Source organism: Larkinella arboricola (genome assembly GCF_003259745.1).
Lineage (GTDB): Bacteria > Bacteroidota > Bacteroidia > Cytophagales > Spirosomataceae > Larkinella > Larkinella arboricola.
This window is the reverse complement of sequence record NZ_QLMC01000001.1, coordinates 1-19,531: the sequence shown is the minus strand read 5'-3', so window position 1 is coordinate 19,531 and position 19,531 is coordinate 1. Positions and strand designations below refer to the sequence as shown.

Here is a 19,531-nt window from a genome sequence, read left to right as displayed (position 1 = left end):
TATTGTAAAAAACCGTGGAACACTGATGGCTCCATCCTATGACAGAATATCTCTAACAAACTTATTATTATAAGTGTAACTTTCCAATAGGTTTTTGCCCTCTGGCACAGCACCTTCGATATGAATCCAGCCCCGGTATTGAATGTCGTCCAGTGCCTTCCGAACTTCGGGATAGTTGACCTTCCCCTGCCCTAACAGGAAGCTGTTTTCCTTAAAGTGGAATTCGCAGATCTGATTCTGCTTGCCAAGCCACCGAATTTCCTTTAAAATATTATATCCCATTACAGTGGAATTGCAGACATCATAGTAGACTTTCAGAGCCGGCGAACCAACGGCTTCGATAATCTCCATGTGTTCCTCGGCGCTTAGCCAGGATTCGATTGCCAATACGACTCCCGCTTTCTCGGCTTTGGGAGCTACGGCTTTTAACCGGTCAATAACCACCGTCCTGCCTTGTGGATCGTTTTTCAAATCGCCTTTGTTAAAGAAGGCCAGCAGAATGTTTTTAGCGCCAAGCGCCCGGGCTACATCGACGCTATCCTGCACCCATTGTTCGGCCCGCGGATCGGCTTTGTAAGGGATGTTGTTCAGCTCGCCCAGGGCCAGACCACCGATCTGAATACCGGTTCGTCGGGCCGCTTCGCGCCAGGCTTTTTGCAGGTCTTTCCGACGGAGGTGCATGTCGTTTTTTTCAGAACCCATGTTCACCTGAATACCGTCGAGGCCGATGGTTTTGGCCACGTCGAACGCTTCGATTTTGCTGGACTGCCCGATTGACCAGTCACAGGCCCCGACGCGGAAACGTTGGTCCTTTCGGTTTTGTAAATTAATTTTAAAGGTTGATAGAGGTGCGGCCAGATGGGGGCTCAGACCCATAAAGCCCAGTGTTTGCCGGAGCGCCGTACGTCGATTCATGAAAGTTTAGGAATAGATTTTGTTCAAAAGTACAGGCTAAAAGTAATATTCTCTCGTTGCCAGTGAGTTAGGCTTAAATTTATTTTAAATCCTTTCCAACTGTTAGACCTGCGTTGGGGTCAATAGCCATGAATTAATATGTTGGATGAACGAGCGTTAGTTGACGGCTGTCGACATAAAGACCGAACTGCTCAGCGAAAACTTTATGAGTTATTCGCCAGGAAGCTCTTTGTGGTCAGCCAACGGTATACCAAAAACCGTGACGACGCCGAAGATGTGCTACAGGATGCCTTCGTTAAAGCCTTTCAACATATTGATACATTTCGGTTTGAGTGCCCGCTGGAAGCGTGGTTGAAGCGTATTGTGATCAACACGGCACTCAAGCACATCCGTAAACAAAAGCCGTGGCAAAACCAGGCTGAACTGGAGGATGTGGCTCCTAACGCATTACCGCAGACGGAAGACAGCTTATCGGGTCTGCACTATCAACAGCTTTTAAAGATGGTGCAGGAACTCCCGCCGGGATGTCAGGCCGTATTTAACCTGTACGCAATTGAAGGGTATACCCACCCCGAAATTGCCGAATTATTAGATATTTCAGAAGGTACATCTAAATCGCAGTTTTCGCGTGCCCGCATGCTGCTGCAACAAAAGATTCAGAACGAACGTCCGATTCCGAAATGAGTCTCCCAAACGAAGAACAATTTAATGAAGAGTGGCGCAAGGTCTTCGAAGATGCTGCCGAAAGCCCGTCGGATGGGCTTTGGGATAGTATTGCCCGTCAGTTAGACGAAGAAGAAACTACGCCGGTTCTACCGCTCTGGCGCCGGGCAACACCGTGGGTCTATGGAGTGGCAGCTGCCGTTATTACCCTTTTAGTAGGTTGGTGGGCAACGCAGTCTATCGACAATGCCGGTTTAAATCATCCGACGGTAGGGCACACCACCCGTCCGGCCAACTCTTCTAAAGCCGGTGAGCAACTGGCCAAACAGCAACAAAACCGTGTTCCGGCCAACCCGCAAACAATACCCGACGAAGCCAGGACCGGGTCCGAATTGGCTCAAAACCGGGAGGAAACGCTGGCGGCCAACCGACCGGCTAATGCTGAAAAAAATACGTCAGCTACTCCCGAACGTGAGCCATCTCAAACGGCGGGTACACGTGATCGGCTTAGCACAGACAGAAGCTTTTTAGCCCGAAAATCCGAACGTACTCCGACTGCCGAGCAGCCAGTATTTGCCGGTTCCTCTCGGCGCGCAAACCGTGTGCCCGATGCCGCTCGGGTTAACAGCGATGCGCCATCCGAACAGGCTCCTGGCTCCTTGCAAAATACCGATCTTGCAGCCGACACCCGACTGGCTTACGAAGCTTCTTATATCAACAGTAAGTCGGCCCTTTCGAAGAAACCGGCTCCGATCAGCCGCATCATCTGGTACCGGGCTCCGGAAACCGCTATTGAGCCGCAGGAAAAAGGACACTCCAGGAAAGAATACTGGGCGGCTTTAACGGCCACCCCCATGTCGTTTAATCCGATGGCAAGTGTGCAGTCGAATCTTAATCAGGCTTATGTAGCCCTGAATGGTGCTCAGCAGAGCAGCCGTCAGTATAGCCCGTCCTCACTGCAAAACCAGGCGCAGGTTTCGATGGCCTGGCAGGCTAGCTCCGGCGTCAAGTTGAGTAAACACTGGTCGGTGGAAGCCGGTATTCAATACCTGAACGGACGCTCGCAGGCGCAGAACAATGCCGTCGTGACCAACGCATTTACCAACCAGACGGAAAACCTGCTGGTTAATGCCGTTCGGAGCAGCAACCCATCGCTCCCGCAATTGGCGATGGATATGCCGAATAATTCGTACGTGTCGCCTACGCTAGTCGATAAATCAAATGGAAATCCTTTGTATCTGGCTGTTATCCCCTCCAACGATGTGGTTTCCAATAACTTCCAGTACATTCAGGTTCCGGTTCAGATTGGGTATCATATTCTGCCCGAACACAAATTCAGTTATTCTGTACTGGGCGGTTTGATGGCCAACGTTTTTCTGAAGAATACGATTAACGAGGCCCTGGAAGTCAACCCGTCGGATCAGGTTTACCGCCCTACGGCATTGGCCGGAACGGCTGGCTTACGGGTTAACTACCACCCTACTCATCATTGGTCGGGCTCTTTGACAGGCTCTTACCAGCAGTCGCTGCAAAGTGGAACAAACCCGGATGCGCAGCTACAGATTCGTCCACAAGCCATCGGAATCGGCTTTGGGCTGAATTATCATTTTTGATAGCCCCCTATTCCCCTGCCGACTTAGGGTCGGCAGGGGAATACCTCATATTTTCATTTTTCCTCCTTTTTTTCAAGTCGCTTCCAACCAATTCATTTCCAATCGGGTCATTACTCTTGAGTACTCAACATGGCAAATTAAATCCTATTTGAGATGAGAAGAGTAGCATTTTTTTCGAGTACACTGGCAGCCGCTTTTTTCCTGACCACGGCCAGTTGTCAGACCGAAAACGCACCGAACCCAGCCCAGCCGGGGTTGAAAGCGACACCGCAAGCGCGGCTATTTGCGCAGAAGACCAACGATTTTTCGTTTGACTTTCTGAAGCGCGTCAATGAGCAGGAGAAGAAAGACGAAAACATTTTTGTTTCACCGCTGAGCCTGCACATGGCCCTCGGTATGCTGCTGAACGGCGCGGCTGGTCAGACAGGGGATGAAATGAAAAAAGCGATGCATCTGGACGGTGTTTCGCTGGCCGACGCCAACCAAACCTATGAGTTTTTAATGCAGGGACTGCCCACCGCTGATCCGAAAGTAACAACAAAACTGGCTAACTCCATCTGGTACCGCAACGGCTTTTCGGTAGAACCGTCGTACTTCGATGCAACTAAAAAAACGTTTAACGCCCAGATTTCCGGCGAAGATTTCAGCAATGCGGCCCCGGTGATCAATAAAATCAACCAATGGGCCAGCGACAACACAAACGGCAGAATCAAAAACGTCATTCAGGAAATCCGAAACGACCACGTCCTGTTTTTGCTGAACGCGCTTTATTTCAAAGGAGACTGGAAATACCCGTTCGATCCCCAGAAAACCGTTGATGCTCCGTTTAAGCTGGCTTCAGGCTCCAGTAAGCACGTGAGACTGATGACCATGACGGGTGGCATTCGTCACGCTTTCCGCCCAACCTACGGCGCGTTTCAATTGCCTTACGGTAACGGTACGTATTCGATGACGGTTTTGCTGCCGAACGAAAACTCTTCCGCAGATGCACTTATCAACAACCTGAACGCAACCGAATGGGCCGAATTGCAGCAGTCCATGAAGGAAACGAAAGTAGCCATTGGCCTGCCCAAATTTACGCTGGAATACGAAGCTCATCTTAATGATGCACTATCCCAGATGGGAATGCCAACGGCTTTTACGGACGGTGCCAACTTTACCGGTATCAGTACGAAGCAAGGGCTGAAGGTGAGCTACGTCAAGCAAAATACATTTGTGGCCGTCGATGAGAAAGGGACGGAGGCCGCGGCTGTTACCAGCATTGGTGTTGAAGTTACCTCCATGCCGCCTTCGCTGATTTGCGACCGTCCATTCGTTGTTCTGATCACCGAAAAGGAAACAGGTTCTGTGCTCTTTATGGGCAAAATCATGAATCCACAAACAACGGTACAATGAAAACGATTCTTACCCTGGTTTCAGCGATTGCACTGATCGCTGCTTCCTGCAACGACAAAACGAATTCAACGATTCAGCCTCTTTCTGCCACTAGTTTTGCCGAAACTTACAAGCTCGTCGAACCGGCGTCAAAATTTGAAGTAAGTCTGGTGCTGACGCCCGACTCGACCAGCAGTGAAATTACCAACCGGGTGGCTTACAAAATCGGTGGCCGCTCGTCGGTGAACCACTACTTCGGAACGCTGACCGGTTCATCGGCGTCTCGTGACGTGCAGATCAGCGCCATTGGGGCGACCAAAATGGCAGGTCCGGCGGATGCCATGCAGTTTGAAACGGACTATTTCAAGAAACTACAGGCCGTAAAACGGTATGAAGTGACCGGAAACCGGCTGAAGCTCTTTCCGGAAGGCGGTGATACCAGCGCTCTGGTGTACGAAAAAGAAAAATAATACAACCTGAAAATAGGGCGTGGGGCCGGTAAAATTCCACACCAGCCGGCCACCACCCTATCAAAGATTTTGACCTCTGATTCATTGTGCAAACCGGATTGCCCGGCGGCTCTGCCTGCCGGGCAATTTTTTATCTACATATTCCAACGCTTTCATATTCAGACGGGTCTGTGAGAAGTATACCTAAACACCTGTAGTATGAAACTGACACTTTACGCGTTTCTCGGGATCGTATTGGTGGCCCTGAACGGCTGCACCGACAAATGCAAGGAAACCCGGACGTTCCGGCAGTTTACGCCCTTTACGCTGACCGTTGCCCAGGTGCGGAACGGTATTCAAACCGAACAGCCCCGCACGCTCGCCAGTCCGGGCAAGCTCTACACCAAAGACGGTTTTCTGTTCATCAATGAAATCAAGGAAGGAATCCATGTGATTGACAACCGTAATCCGTCGGCTCCAAAAATGGTTTCGTTTCTGCGCATTCCGGGCAACGGCGATATGGCTATTCGCAACAACATTCTGTATGCCGATAGCTACATGGATCTGGTAGCGTTCGACATCCGGGACCCGCAGAACATCCGCGAGCTCAACCGCGTAAAGGACGTTTTCCCGAATGGGCAGTTCGACGGCGGCTACTGGAGTCTCAATGCGCCACAGGAGATCATCAATGACCAGCGGGTCACGTATGTCACCCAGACAACTCAAACCAATTGCGAAGACGGCACCGGTGGTTGTCCCAACTGTGCCATGGATGTATGGCGCGGAGGAGGAGTTTTTTTTAATGCCAGCTCCATCCAGTCCGGTTCTGCCGCGGTTTCAACCAACGGGACCGGTGGCTCAATGGCCCGGTTTGCCCTGTACGACAATTACCTGTACACGGTCAGCCAGTCGGATATGCAGTTATTCGACATTAGAAAGCCCTCCGATCCGAAGCAGGGCACCAAAGTTACGCTGGGCTGGGGCATCGAAACCATCTTCCCCTACAAAGATAAGCTCTTTATCGGAGCGCAGTCGGGTATGCATATTTATGACAACAGCAACCCCGAAAAACCAGTCCGGATGTCTACCTTCGAGCACGCCCGCGTCTGCGATCCGGTGGTGGTACACGAAGACAAGGCGTACGTCACGCTGCGGTCGGGCTCGGCCTGCCAGGGTTTTACCAACCAGCTGGAAGTGGTCGATATCTCCAACCTCTACAATCCACGTTTGCTGAAAACCTACCCGATGAAAAACCCGCACGGGCTGGGCATTGATTTTCCGAACCTGTTCATTTGTGAGGGAGCGTATGGGCTTAAAACGTTTAATGCCGCCGATGCCCTGCAAATCGATCAACTGGACCATCTGGAGGGCTTTCACGCATATGATGTTATTCCGCTTGGGAAATCGCTTCTGCTGGTCGGGAGAGACGGTTTTTACCAATTCGATTACAGCAACCCCAAAAAGTTGCGTCTGCTGAGTAAAATTCCCGTACAACGCCCGTTTCCGGCCAGCTAACCAATCATGAACATGAAAAAGATTGGTTATACAGCCCTGTGGCTTCTGTGCTGCCTGGGGTTCCCGGTTTGTGCGCAAAAAGCCCCTTTCAGGCCTGTTTTTACGAACATGACAGAATTTGGCATCTCCCTTGGGCAGGTGCGCTACAACGTCAATCTAGCTACGGAAAACGTCGAGAAAAGGCAGACTATCACAGCGCAGACGTTCAATGGTGTGCAGCTTCGTCCTAAACTGGCCGTCGGCGGCACCGTGGGCATCGACTGGTATACAACCGCCCTGCTCATGCCGGTTTGCGCGGGCCTTCGCTACGACCTTGCCCAGCCCGGAAAAAAGAATCTGCGGGTATTTACCAGCCTCGACACGGGCTACGGTTTTGCCTGGCTGCACGAAGACCCGACGGGTTACGAAACCCGGGGCGGTTGGGTAATCTCGCCCGGCCTTGGCTTCCGAATCGGTCGACCCCAGAACGCGAATTTCATCTTGTCGCTTAGTTACAAACGGCAGGAAGCTGAAGCCGATAAACCACTGATGGGTAATGATATTTACAAACACGAAACCCGGGTTTACAACCGGATTGCGTTTCGGCTGGGTCTCAGCTTTTAAACAAAGCGCCCCGGTTTAGGCCGGGGCGCTTCTGGTTTTAAACCATTTCAAATTTATGCTGATTGCGTTTCCGCTCGTTCTCATCGAGATAAATCTTACGGATCCGCATCGACTTCGGCGTTACTTCCAGATATTCGTCTTTCTGGATGTATTCCATTGATTCTTCCAGCGAGAAAGAAATCTTCGGTGCAATCCGGACGTTCGTGTCTGAACCAGAAGCCCGCATGTTGGTCAATTGCTTGGCCGTTTGTACGTTGACGACAATATCGTTCTGGCGGTTGTGCTCGCCAATTACCTGACCCGTATAAACCTCATCACCCGGTTCGATAAAGAAAACACCCCGGTCCTGCAATTTATCAATGGAATAGGCCGTGGCCGAACCGCTGTTCATCGAAATCAACGACCCGTTGATCCGCTCGGGAATAGCCCCTTTGTACGGCTCAAAGCTCTTAAAGCGGTGCGTCATAACGGCTTCACCGTACGTTGCAGTCAGGACATTGGAACGCAGGCCGATCAACCCGCGCGACGGAATTTCGAATTCCAGGTGTTGCAGATCGCCTTTCGGTTCCATAATCAGCAACTCGCCTTTCCGCTGCGTAGCCAGTTCGATTACTTTTCCGGCGGTTTCTTCCGGCACATCCACAACGAGTGTTTCCACGGGCTCCAGACGGTTTCCGTTTTCGTCAAACTTATACAATACCTGTGGCTGACCCACCTGCAACTCGTAGCCTTCGCGACGCATGGTTTCGATCAGAACTGACAAGTGCAGAATACCGCGTCCAAAAACCAGGAACCGGTCTTCGCTGTCGGTATTTTCAACGCGCAGGGCCAGGTTTTTCTCCGTTTCTTTATACAACCGGTCACGAAGGTGACGCGACGTAACAAATTTACCTTCTTTGCCGAAGAACGGTGAGTTGTTGATGGTGAACAACATACTCATCGTCGGCTCATCAACGGCAATCCGCGACAGTGCTTCCGGATTTTCGGCATCGGTCAGTGTATCACCAATTTCGAAATCGTCCAGACCGGTCACGGCGCAGATATCACCGCACTGTACTTCGGCAACTTTCTGTCTTCCTAAGCCTTCGAAGGTTTGCAGTTCTTTAATTTTGACTTTTTTGATTACATCACCCACTTTCGCCAGCGCCATATTCGCACCTTCTTTGAGCGTTCCGCGAACCACCCGGCCGATGGCAATCCGACCCACAAAAGCTGAATAATCGAGTGAGGTAATCTGCATCTGCGGGGTACCTTCCACCGCCGGAGCGGACGGAATAGTTTCCAGAATGGTGTCCAGCAGGTACGTAATATCATTGGTAGGCTTTTGCCAGTCTGGACCCATCCAGCCTTGCTTCGACGAACCGTATACCGTTGGGAAATCCAATTGTTCTTCGGTAGCGCCCAGGTTGAACATCAGGTCGAATACCTCTTCGTGTACTTCTTCTGGACGGCAGTTTTCTTTGTCAACCTTGTTGATCACCAGAATCGGTTTCAGGCCCAGTTGCAGGGCTTTTCCCAACACGAACCGGGTTTGCGGCATGGCGCCTTCGAAGGCATCAACCAGCAGACAAACTCCGTCGGCCATTTTCAGTACGCGTTCCACTTCACCACCAAAATCGGAGTGGCCCGGTGTATCGATAATGTTAATTTTTACGTCTTTGTACCGAACCGAAACGTTCTTCGATACAATCGTAATACCCCGTTCCCGTTCCAGATCGTTGTTATCGAGGATCAGGTCACCGAATTCCTGATTTTCCCGAAAAATCTTGGAAGCGTGAATAATTTTGTCAACCAGCGTTGTCTTACCGTGGTCAACGTGTGCTATGATAGCTATGTTGCGAATGGATTGCATACAATATTGTAATAAAAGAGTATAGACAATAGATTAAAGACGATGCCGTCTGATTTCTGAAAAACAAGTTTTTCGGTGGTTTTCTGTTGTCTTCTCAATTAAGCCGCAAAGATACGAATTTTTGGCTGAATAACAGTATTTTACAATTTATTAACCGACTAAAAAACAAAAAGCCGGGTTACCCCGGCTATAAGTACAATTTACGATGCATTGAGATCAGAACTTCGGACAGCCACACGAATTTTTCTTCTTGAAAAGACCCCACATAAAGCCTTTTTTCTTCCGATATCCGCGTGCTTTTTTCCGTTTGAAGCTCAATGTACTTTTTAGTTCCTTCTGGGTTGACGTAACGACGGCGGCTTCAACCGGGGCTTCCAGCGGAAGCATCAGGCTCATCGTAACTCCCAGTAACAAAAGCTTTTTCATAATTTCCGGCTCTTTGTACTTAGTAAACGCAAAGATGCCTTAAAAGTGCGTACAGTTTATAAAGTTTTTCTTAAGACAAAGATTTTCCGAAACGTATCCGCGCAAATAGTACAAAAAAAATACCGCCTTTACGACGGTATTTTTTCGTTTCGTTAACGCGGCCCGCGACTGCGGTTTGGACGATAACCGTATTGCGGGGCCCGCCGGTTGTCATGTCTAAAGTGACGTTCCCGGTAGCGCCGGGGATGCGATTTATAATAAACTCTCGGCGGAGGAGTCACAATAACGGGTGGCTGGCGATAATACCGGTAGGGAGCATAACCATAGCCGTAGGGATAGCCCGGCCCATAATCAGCTCTCACACCGACGCCAACCGAAGGCGCACAACTGGTCAACACAATCCCCAGCAGGGCAATCACCAGCAACGAAGTCAGATTATGCGTTTTCATGATGATAACAGTCTATTGGTCAGTACTGAATAACCGTTAGACCCGTTTGGTTCATAATGGTTTAACGCATAATCCGAAAAAGTTGTTCGAATAATGCCTACAAACCGACTAGACTTTCAGGTGCGTTTTCAGATAGTTCAGCGTAATCTGATAGGCATCAGCCGTCGCTTCTTTGTTGTAGCCCGGATTGCTCGGATTGGCAAACGCGTGGGGCGCGTCGTACATTTTGATGGTGACATCTTTCCCGGCTTCCTTCATGTTCTTCTCGAATTCAGATACGGTTGCGGGCGGAATGCCGGAGTCTTTGGCTCCAAAAATGCCGAGTACATCGGTATTCAGGGTTTTCAGGCGTTCTATGTTCTTTTCCGGCTGGCCGTAATAAAGCACACAGCCAACGGTTTGTTTTCCGCCCAGGATAGCCGACTGCAACGACATACCTCCTCCAAAACACCAGCCTACGCTTGCAATTTGCGCCTGTGGGCCTACATACGAGATGGCACCCTGCATGATAGCACCCAGCCGTTCGCGCGGCACCTGAACCAGTTTTGAGGCTTCCTCACGGGTGGTTGCCACTTTCCCGTCGTACATATCGACGGCCAGCACATTGACATCTTTCAGGTCGTTGTAAAGCTTTTCGGCTTCCTGTTTAATGTAGTCGTTAAGCCCCCACCACTCCTGGTAGACAAACAGCCATTTGTCGGTTTCTTTCGGAGCCTTTAGCAAAAAACCGTTGGCTTCCTTACCGTCGGGCGTTTTGAATTTGACCATTTCGCCGGCAGCGCTCTTGTACGTGAAGGGCAGCGGTTCTTCGTGAAGCATGACAAACGATTTGTTACTGGCCAGCAACGCCATGTCGTTAGACACCTCCGCAGCGGGTTGGTCGCAGCAGGATGGAGCCTGGGCATAAGAAGTCAGGGCAGCCAAAAGACCGCCGGCAAGTAGGAAGAGCTTTTTCATGGGTTGATTTTGACGGGTCTTAAACTTGGATTATACTTTTTTCAATTCAAAAATGGTGACTTCGGGCCAGATACCGATGCGCCCGGGATAGCCCAGATAACCGTAGCCGCGATTGACATACAGGTATTGCTGGCCCTCCTGATAAAGCCCGGCCCACTGCTTATAGACGTATTGCGACGGACTCCAGCGGACGCTTCCCACCTCAACACCAAACTGCATTCCGTGCGTATGACCGGCAAACTGCACATCAATATCCGGAAATTCTGGCCGTACCTGAGCGTCCCAATGGCTGGGGTCATGCGAGAGCAGGAGCTTAACCGGGTAATCTTCAACCCCTTTGTAGGCTTTGGCCAGATTACCGTATTTCGGCCACCGGCCCGACCCCCAGTTCTGGATGCCTATTAAAGCGATTTTGTCACCATTTTGTTCTAAAATACGGTTTTCGTCCATCATCAGGTTCCAGCCCATCAGTTTGTGAGCAGCCATCAGGTTTTGTAAATTCTGTCGTTTGGCCTGTTGGCTTGACCAGTTTACATAATCGCCGTAGTCATGATTGCCCAGCGTTGAGTAAACGCCCATCGGCGCTTTAACTTTACTGAAAATATCAATGTAGTTTTCCACCTCATCGGCGGTGTTGTTCACCAGATCACCCGTAAAAAAGACAACATCCGGTTTTTCGCGCAGGAGCATTTCAACGCCCCCTTTCACCGCCGTCTTATTGAAAAAGCTCCCGGAGTGAATGTCCGAAAGCTGCGCAATTTTTAGTCCGTCGAAACTCGAAGGCAAATTTCTGAGCGGTAGCTTGATGCGCCGGATGCGGTAATCGTGAGCGCCGGAAATAATACCGTACGTAAACCCAACCAGCGGCACCGCCCCCGCCACCAATGCGGTTTTCATCAGAAATTCGGAGCGCGGAATGACGTTCGTAGCCGGAATGGTAGATTGGGTGGTGTCGTTGACGGCTTCGCGAATATCGGGCCGGTAGAAAAGGGAGGCTACCCAGCGCACAAACCGCCCCAGATCGTCGACAAATATGAACAGGATGGCAAATACTTTAGAGAAATACGGGATCAGAATTGCCGACCAGATAAAACCCCGGGCTATGCGCCCTACGGCATCCGGCGGCAACAACTGCATGGTCAGGTAGGTGATGACCGTGACGACAGTAAATCCCCAGTAGACAAATTGAATAATCCGCTGGGTGGTTTCAGAAGTCGAGCGGATGACGGTTTTTATAGCCTGAAACACATACCAGTCGATCAGGACCAGAATAGCCGATACAATGACAAACAAAACGAGACGGTTCATAACGACAGAAAATAGAAAACCCACAGCGTAAACAGACACTGTGGGTTTTTCGGTTCAATACAGTTAGTTATTATTCATTGACCAATTCGGGCTCCTGTACGGATTCAGCCGTTTTTTTCGAGATCCGCCCTTTCACTTTTTCACTGACCCAGTACATACACGGAACAATCACCAGGGTTAGAACCGTCGAGAACGTGAGTCCGTAGATAATCGTCCAGGCCAGGATGTTCCAGAATACCGCGCTGTCACCGCCAATAATGACGTGCGGAGCAAAATCCCGGAATAGTCCGACAAAGTCGATTGTCAGGCCCAGCGCCAGCGGCACAAGACCTAGCACAGCCGCCGAAGCCGTCAGCAGAACCGGTGTCAGACGGATGGCCCCGCCCTCAATGATGGCTTCGCGCAGGGGCATACCCCGCCCCCGGAGTTCTTCAATAAACTCAATGAGCAAAATACCGTTCTTCACCACAATTCCGGCCAGCGCGATGATACCGACTCCGGACATGATCACGGAGAAACTTTTACCGGTAATCATGAAGCCCAGCAACACCCCAATCAGCGACAAGACGATGGTAAAGAAGATAATCACCGGTTTGCCCGCCGAGTTGAACTGCGTAGCCAGAATCAGGTAAATCAGCAGCATGGCCATACCAAAAGCCGATGTCAGGAACGTCATGGATTCGGCCTGTTCTTCCTGCTCACCACCCATTTTGATGACATAACCGTTCGGCACATCAAGATCGGTAATCAGTTGCTGAATCTGCCCGACAATCTCGTTGGCATTGTAACCCGGCACCACATCAGAAGCCAGGGTAATGACCCGCTCCTGATTCTGGCGGTTAATCTGGCTGAACGTAGTCGAATAGCTGATGTTAGCCACCGACTGGATTGGTACCTGCCGCAGTTGACCGCCCATGTTCATATCGCGGTACACGATGTTCAGGCTGAGCAGTCGCTCAATCTGGCTGCGATCATCCGGTTTCAGACGCACCATGATCGGGTATTCGTCCTTGTCGTCCCGGAATTTCGATACTTCCAGACCAAACAAAGCCGTCCGGACCGCCATTGCCACCTGTGCGGATGAAATGCCTTCGCGCTCCGCTTTATCGCGATCAATGTTGATTACAATTTCCGGCTTGTTGGTAATCAGATCGGATTTCAACTGGTCGATTCCCTGAATACCGGATTGGGCAATTTTCTGACGCACCTGTTTCTCCAGACTCGCCAGGGTTTTGAAATCATCTCCGGCAATTTCAATCGAGATCGGCTTCCCGGTCGGCGGACCGTTGCTTTCCCGTTCAACCGAAATCTCTGTTCCCGGAATCCCCTGCATGGCCGTCCGAACCTCATTCAGCAGCATTTCGGATGAAATACCGTTCCGGAGTTCTTTTTTCTCGAAAGCCACCGTCACCTTCGATTTGTGGGGTGTATCGGAACGGTCGGGGTTGTAGGGGTCACCGGCATTCTTACCCACGTTGGCAATCACCGAATTAACGATGTCGTTGGCCTTGTGCTTATCCAGCACATCAAAAACCCGTTTCTCGATAATCTTCGTGACCGAATCCGTCACCTTAGCATCCGTACCAACCGGCATGACGTTGTAGACGTAAATGTAATCCGGGTCACCGCTGGGGAAGAAGATGACTTTTGGCTGCACAATGCCCATCAGAAAAAACGTCACAAACAGCAGGACAACCATGCTGACAATTGCGCCGATGGGCCGCCAGCCAACTAATACCCAGGCAATCAGTTTCCGGTACCCGTTCTTCAATTTGGGCAACAGTTTTTCCTGGAAAGGAACGATAATATGAGGGGTGAGGATATAGTGGTTGAATACGTACAGAATCATGAACAACACCAGGAAGTTACCAATACCGCGGTCGATCAGGTAACCAATGACCGTCAATACCGCCATAATGATCAAGGGTCGCCGAATCGGCTGGAAGCCCTGATTGTCTTCGTGATGATCTTCATCGTGGCGTTTCATGAATGTAACGGCAAAAACCGGGTTCATAACGTAAGCCACAAACAACGACGAGAACAACGTCAGAATCAGCGTCAACGGCAGAAACTTCATGAACTCGCCAACGATGCCCGGCCAGAAAAGCAGCGGAAAGAAAGGCGCGATGGTGGTCAGCGTACCGGACAATACCGGAATGAATACCTCACCCGCAGCCGCTTTTACGGATTTTTTGATGTCCCAGTCTTTATTCAGGTTGAACAGACGGTGGGTGTTTTCAATCACCACAATTGCGTCGTCTACCACCAGACCAAGCCCCAGCAGAAAAGCAAACAGAACAATCGTGTTCAGCGTGAATACCGTACCAACGACGGGCCCAACAATCGGCATACAGACGAAAGCCACCAGCGCCGAAAGCGGTACGGACAAACCGACGAAAATAGCGTCACGAACCCCCATGAAAAACATGAGAACCAACACCACGAAGATAAAACCGAGGATAACGGTATTGACCAGATCGTGCAGATCGGCCCGGGTCCGCTCCGACTGGTCGGCGGTTACCTTAATGTCCAGCCCTTGCGGAAAACGGGTTTCCTTGTATTCCCCAATGATTTCTTCAATCTTATCGGAAGCCGAGATCAGGTTGGCACCGGAGCGTTTGATGACGTTCAGAGTAACGACCGATTTATTGTTCAGGCGGGCAAAATCCTGCTGCTCTTCGAAGCTGTCCTGTACCTGCGCTACATCGCCCAGGCGGACGGTGGCGCCCGTTGAAGTCCGGATTTGCAGGTTTTGTAACTGGTCTACGGCATTAAATTCCCCTTTTACCCGCAGGGTCCGGCGAATACCGTCTACGTTGAGTTCACCACCCGAAACGTTGATGTTTTCACCCTGAACGGCTTGTTGAATATCATAAAATGCCAGTCCCGCCGACTGCATTTTGGGCAAATCGACATTGATCTGAATTTCGCGTTCCAGTGCTCCGACAATATCCACCCGGCTGATTTCCGGCATGGCTTCAATGGCGTCCTGTAGATCTTCGGCGTATTCTTTCAACCGTTTCAGCGAGAAATTCCCCGCCAGGTTGACGTTCATGATCGGAAACTCCGAGAAGTTGACATCCTGCGCCGTTGGGCCAACGTCCAGTTTCTGCGGCAGATCCTGCCGGGCTTTATCAATCGCATCCCGAACCCGCTGCAAAGCGTCCGGTATCTGAACGTCCGGGTTAAATTCAACCAGAATAACCGATACGTCCTGCAACGCATTGGATTTAATTTTCTTGACGCCATTGATGGATTTTAACTGCTTCTCAATGGGCTTATTAATCGTATTCTCCACATCCGCTGGGGCGGTACCGAGGTACACCGTATTGATGTAAATCTGCGGTACTTTAATATCCGGGAACTGCTCTTTCGGCAGGTTATTATACACCACCAGACCGCCCAGCGTAATGATAATGGTAAAAATGTAAATGGCCGTCCGGTTCTCTACGCACCAGTTGGTAAAACTCAGGGTTTTATACTGCTCGAACTTCATGGCTTAAAGAGTTGAATAGAAACACAAAAACGGGCAGATTGAACCGATCAAACGGATATCAGTTAAAATCCGTCGAACCCGCCGAATCGATGTACCTACTGTTTTAGAAATTTATCGGTTGTCCGTCCACTAACTCCTGATAACCTTGCGTGATAATTTGATCGCCCGATTGCAACCCGTCCGTAATTTCGATCTGACCGCCGTAGCTCAAACCCGTTTTCACCTGGCGGGCCCGGGCTACTTTCTTATTGTTTTCATTGACCGCTATATACACCAACTGGCCGTTTTCCGTGCTCTGAACCAGATTCTGATTGATAACAATAGATTTCGCTTTTGAAATGTCGTTAATCTTGACCTGCGCCAGCATGTTTGGTTTCAGGCTATTATCCGACGGCAGGGGAGCTTCAATCGTAAAGGTTCGGCTGAGTGGGTCAACCGTTGTGGAGACGAAACTGATCCGGGTTGTTAGTTCCTTGTTAATATCCGGGAAACGAACAATCACGGCATCGCCCCGGCGCACACTTCCCGCGTAGGTATCGGCTACCTTGGCCACCACTTTGAGTTGCGAGAGGTTGACTACATTAACAATTCCGACGCCCGGCATGGCCGTTTCACCCGCTTTCACATTGACCCGGTCTACAACCCCCGAAATCGGCGAAGTCACGCTTGATTGCGACAGTTGGGCATTCAGCGTCGCCAGCCGTTTCTCGAGCCCTTCCTTGTTGTTTTTAGCCTGGAGATACTGGATTTCCGTACCGATCTGCTGTTTCCACAGATTAGCCTGTTTTTCGTAAACCGTATTCGCCAATGTCAGTTGGTTTTTAATTTCCTCCAGTGATTCCCGCAGAATCTGGTCGTCAATTTTGGCCAGAACCGTACCGGGTTTTACCGCATCGCCTTCTTTCACATAGACTGCGGTAATGGCACCACCCGATTTTGGGCTCACCTGTACATTATTCTTTGCATCAATCGTACCCTGCAACTCAACAAAATGCTTGAAAGTTGTCGCCGTCAAGGGCGCTACAGTTACTTCCTTTATTCTGGTTTGTTCGGCCTGTTTCGGATCGAGTTTGGCAACTTCGGCTTCCAGCGCACGGATTTTTGTCGATATTTCGCTCTGCTGACTTTTCAGTTCGGCCAGTTCCTGCTTTTTGGAAGCCAGGTCCGACTTCTTTTCCTCTGATGAGCAGGACATCATTAAGGCCGTTGCCAATCCGATTACGTAGTAAGTTTTCATCTTTGATTACTGTATAATACTGCTTGAATAGCGTGAATGAGAAGAGTGATTATTGACCGGTGTATAATTTGCCCAGGGCTTTGTCGAGGTCAACTTTGGTAATCATGTAATCCAGTAGGGCCGAGAAGTAATTGGTCTGCGCTTCCCGAAACGACGTTTCCGCATTCAGCACTTCAATATTGGAGCCGACGCCTTCCTTGTATTTAATCCGAGTCACCCGTACGATTTCCTGCGCCAAATCCATGTTGCGTTTCTGGCTTTGCAGCGTTTGCAGATTATTGGTAAGCGTTACCGTTGCCTGCCGGATTTGCAGATCAATGGAGTTCTTCAGCAGCTCTCCAGTTTGCCGGGCTTTGTCGATGGCTATTTTCCGTTGTTGAGCTGCATAACGCTTCTGAAAACCGTCAAAAATCGGCACATTCAGGTTTAGTGTAATAGCCGCCGAATTGAACCATTGCGTTGTCCAGAAATCCATGAAGTTATTTCGACCGTTGTTGTGACCATACGTGGCAGCCGCCGTTAACCTTGGATAATACTGCTTGCCAATGCTCTGGTAGTCTAGGTCAGCCAGGGTAATCTGCGTTTGTAAGGTCGAAAATTCAATGCGTTGGCCGTAATCAAAAGCCGAGTCCAAAACCGCTGCCCGTTCCAGATCCTGCTGGCTATAGGCTTCAATCCGATCTGTTAACTGAATAGGTGCATTGATAGGCAACCCCATTTGAAACTTTAACAGGTTATAACTTAAATCGACCAGATTCTTAACATTTTGCCGGTCGGTTTTCAGGTTATTCAACTGGACTTCCAGACGGTCAATATCGATCTTTTCGACAAATCCCTGCGTGTTCATCGCTCTGGTTTCCCGCAAAAGCGTATCAACTCGGGAAATATTTATATCCAGTAATTTTAACCGTTCTTCACTCACCAAAACCCCGTAGTAAGCTTTTGCAACTTGTTCAGCAACGGTAATTTTAGAGGCTGTAATGTTTTTCTGAGCCAGTTCTCGGTACGTAGCTGCGGCTCTCAGACCAATTTTATAAGAAGCATCGAAGATTAGCTGGTTAACATTGGCCGCCACACTTCCCTGATACTTTACCCCAAAAGGGATAGCCGTAACGTCATCGCCACTACTGGCCCCGCCGGTTGCGGTTGAGTCTACAGGTGCGCCAAAACCGCCTGCCGGAAAAATAAACTTCTGGATAATGGCATTATACGTTGCCGACGCTCCCACATTGACTTGAGGAAGAGCCAGGCCCTTAACCTCTCTGATGCGGGCTTCTGCACTTAAAGCATCTAATTGCGTGTTTTTTACATTTATATTCTGTTGGGTAGCAAAATGAATAGCGTCATTTAAGGAGAAATCACGCGGAGTTTGAGCCATTACCGAACCCAATAAACCCGTGAGCAATAGAAGCAAGAACGGTTTATTGGGGAGAAGAAGCGGGGTCATTCTGATATTGTTGAACATATTGGTTGTAGATAATTGATCCTTTTTCAGTAAGTATCCCACGCACAAAATGATGAAGTAACTGAATTTGAATTTCCGTCATACCCGCCAACATCCGGGGGAAAACATCCGTATCATAAGCCAGGCGTATTAACTCTACACGAAGTCTGGCCATTATTTCAATATCTATCTCGGCTCGATACAGGCCCTGCTCAATACCTCTCTTCAAATTAGATCGTATCGACTCAAGCAAAAACTTCTCTTTAAACTCTGTGCAAACTTCCCAGGCTCTGGGGTAATGGCGCTGCACATCTATTAATAAAGCGGGGTTCATCTCTGCTAAATATTGCCGCATCGTTTCTGCCGCCAGTAATATTTCCTCAATAGGATCGTGGGCATCTGCTACCCGGCAAGAGACATGTTCCCGATTTTGCTCCATCCGATATTGAATTACTTGATAAACAATATCGTCTTTGTCAGTAAAATGTTGATAAAGCGTTTTCTTAGAAATACCGATATCCCTAGAGATATCATCCATAGTGATACTACGTGTTCCGAATTTCCAAAATAAGGCTTCTGCCTTTGATAGAATACGCTCTTTGATTTCCAAGGGCTTATTGCTTTTTTAAGCCATAAACTCTGGAAACTATTTTTAAGTTCATAGTTTCCAGAGCTTCTATTGTTGCTTTTCCCTAGATTCCACTACAAATGTCTGCGAAAAAAGGACGCACAACAATTAGTAAGGAGTGAAACGGCTATTTTCCTTGATGAACCTATAGCTTTTTAAAGATGAAAGGTAAAGCAGGGAAGGGTATTTACCCGCTATTAGCCGACATTGCGGAAATGATAAAAGAAGCACCTATAGCTAAAAAAAAAGTCCGCATCGGTTGAGATGCGGACTTGGAAAAATCTGTGGTGGCGGTAACCTACTCTCCCGGAAGTGACTCCAGTACCATCGGCGTAACGGGGCTTAACGGCTCTGTTCGGTATGGGAAGAGGTGTTCCCCCGCACCCTTACCACCATCCCAGCTCTTGCGTTGGACATCCCTAAGGATGACCACAACGTATGGTAGTTTCTTTTTTAGCTCTTTAAGAAGAAAGAGATTCACAATCACAAGCCCTGACCAACAAGGTCTACTGCTACGGCCTTCAGGTCATTAGTACGGCTCGGCTGTAACGGTCTCCCGTCCTGCACCTGCCGCCTATCCACGTCATCGTCTCTAACGTCCT

At 49.6% G+C, this 19,531-nt stretch carries 16 protein-coding genes and 2 rRNA genes; 6 read left to right on the top strand and 12 right to left on the bottom strand.

Features of this window, described 5'->3' with window-relative positions:
* Window positions 1-36: 36 nt before the first annotated feature.
* Window positions 37-915: a sugar phosphate isomerase/epimerase family protein gene (locus tag LX87_RS00080; protein ID WP_111626151.1), complete on the bottom strand. Its 879-nt coding sequence runs from the start codon at window positions 913-915 to the stop codon at window positions 37-39.
* 138 nt (window positions 916-1,053) lie between these two features.
* Between LX87_RS00080 and LX87_RS00075 the strand changes: the two genes are divergently transcribed.
* The 6 genes from LX87_RS00075 to LX87_RS00050 all read left to right on the top strand — a co-directional run bounded on the left by LX87_RS00075 (window position 1,054) and on the right by LX87_RS00050 (window position 7,132).
* Window positions 1,054-1,599 (top strand): RNA polymerase sigma factor, encoded by a 546-nt coding sequence (locus LX87_RS00075; protein WP_111626150.1) that lies wholly within the window; start codon window positions 1,054-1,056, stop codon window positions 1,597-1,599.
* Window positions 1,596-3,191 (top strand): anti-sigma factor, encoded by a 1,596-nt coding sequence (locus LX87_RS00070; RefSeq protein ID WP_111626149.1) that lies wholly within the window; start codon window positions 1,596-1,598, stop codon window positions 3,189-3,191. Before LX87_RS00075 ends, LX87_RS00070 begins: the two co-directional genes overlap by 4 nt.
* 153 nt (window positions 3,192-3,344) lie before the next feature.
* The gene (locus LX87_RS00065) at window positions 3,345-4,586 is read left to right on the top strand and encodes a serpin family protein (RefSeq protein ID WP_111626148.1); all 1,242 of its coding nucleotides are present in this window, start codon (window positions 3,345-3,347) and stop codon (window positions 4,584-4,586) included.
* On the top strand, window positions 4,583-5,035 hold the full coding sequence (locus tag LX87_RS00060; protein WP_111626147.1) for an META domain-containing protein: 453 nt from the start codon (window positions 4,583-4,585) through the stop codon (window positions 5,033-5,035). The genes LX87_RS00065 and LX87_RS00060 overlap by 4 nt, the downstream gene beginning before the upstream one ends.
* A gap of 198 nt (window positions 5,036-5,233) precedes the next feature.
* Window positions 5,234-6,529 (top strand): LVIVD repeat-containing protein, encoded by a 1,296-nt coding sequence (locus tag LX87_RS00055; RefSeq protein ID WP_111626146.1) that lies wholly within the window; start codon window positions 5,234-5,236, stop codon window positions 6,527-6,529.
* 12 nt (window positions 6,530-6,541) lie between these two features.
* Window positions 6,542-7,132: a hypothetical protein gene (locus LX87_RS00050; protein ID WP_111627413.1), complete on the top strand. Its 591-nt coding sequence runs from the start codon at window positions 6,542-6,544 to the stop codon at window positions 7,130-7,132.
* 37 nt (window positions 7,133-7,169) lie between these two features.
* On the opposite strand, the gene typA is transcribed toward LX87_RS00050, so the two are convergent.
* The 11 genes from typA to LX87_RS28945 all read right to left on the bottom strand — a co-directional run.
* Window positions 7,170-8,984, bottom strand: coding sequence for a translational GTPase TypA (gene typA / locus LX87_RS00045; RefSeq protein ID WP_111626145.1), 1,815 nt, complete (start codon window positions 8,982-8,984; stop codon window positions 7,170-7,172).
* A gap of 216 nt (window positions 8,985-9,200) precedes the next feature.
* Window positions 9,201-9,410, bottom strand: a complete 210-nt coding sequence (locus LX87_RS00040; protein ID WP_111626144.1) for a hypothetical protein — start codon at window positions 9,408-9,410, stop codon at window positions 9,201-9,203.
* 152 nt (window positions 9,411-9,562) lie between these two features.
* Window positions 9,563-9,859, bottom strand: coding sequence for a hypothetical protein (locus LX87_RS28490; protein ID WP_146624405.1), 297 nt, complete (start codon window positions 9,857-9,859; stop codon window positions 9,563-9,565).
* A gap of 108 nt (window positions 9,860-9,967) precedes the next feature.
* Window positions 9,968-10,816: a dienelactone hydrolase family protein gene (locus LX87_RS00035; protein ID WP_111626143.1), complete on the bottom strand. Its 849-nt coding sequence runs from the start codon at window positions 10,814-10,816 to the stop codon at window positions 9,968-9,970.
* Between the two features lie 30 nt (window positions 10,817-10,846).
* Window positions 10,847-12,124, bottom strand: a complete 1,278-nt coding sequence (locus tag LX87_RS00030) for a metallophosphoesterase (RefSeq protein WP_111626142.1) — start codon at window positions 12,122-12,124, stop codon at window positions 10,847-10,849.
* A 70-nt stretch (window positions 12,125-12,194) separates the two neighbouring features.
* Window positions 12,195-15,620 (bottom strand): efflux RND transporter permease subunit, encoded by a 3,426-nt coding sequence (locus tag LX87_RS00025; RefSeq protein WP_111626141.1) that lies wholly within the window; start codon window positions 15,618-15,620, stop codon window positions 12,195-12,197.
* 103 nt (window positions 15,621-15,723) lie between these two features.
* Entirely contained in the window at window positions 15,724-16,857 is a 1,134-nt protein-coding gene (locus LX87_RS00020) for an efflux RND transporter periplasmic adaptor subunit (protein WP_111626140.1), read from the bottom strand.
* 49 nt (window positions 16,858-16,906) lie between these two features.
* Window positions 16,907-18,271: a TolC family protein gene (locus LX87_RS00015; protein ID WP_229310496.1), complete on the bottom strand. Its 1,365-nt coding sequence runs from the start codon at window positions 18,269-18,271 to the stop codon at window positions 16,907-16,909.
* Between the two features lie 7 nt (window positions 18,272-18,278).
* Window positions 18,279-18,911: a TetR/AcrR family transcriptional regulator gene (locus LX87_RS00010; RefSeq protein WP_229310495.1), complete on the bottom strand. Its 633-nt coding sequence runs from the start codon at window positions 18,909-18,911 to the stop codon at window positions 18,279-18,281.
* 303 nt (window positions 18,912-19,214) lie between these two features.
* Window positions 19,215-19,326: ribosomal RNA gene (gene rrf / locus LX87_RS00005) — 5S ribosomal RNA — on the bottom strand.
* A 111-nt stretch (window positions 19,327-19,437) separates the two neighbouring features.
* Window positions 19,438-19,531 (bottom strand): 23S ribosomal RNA (locus LX87_RS28945); the annotation flags it as partial.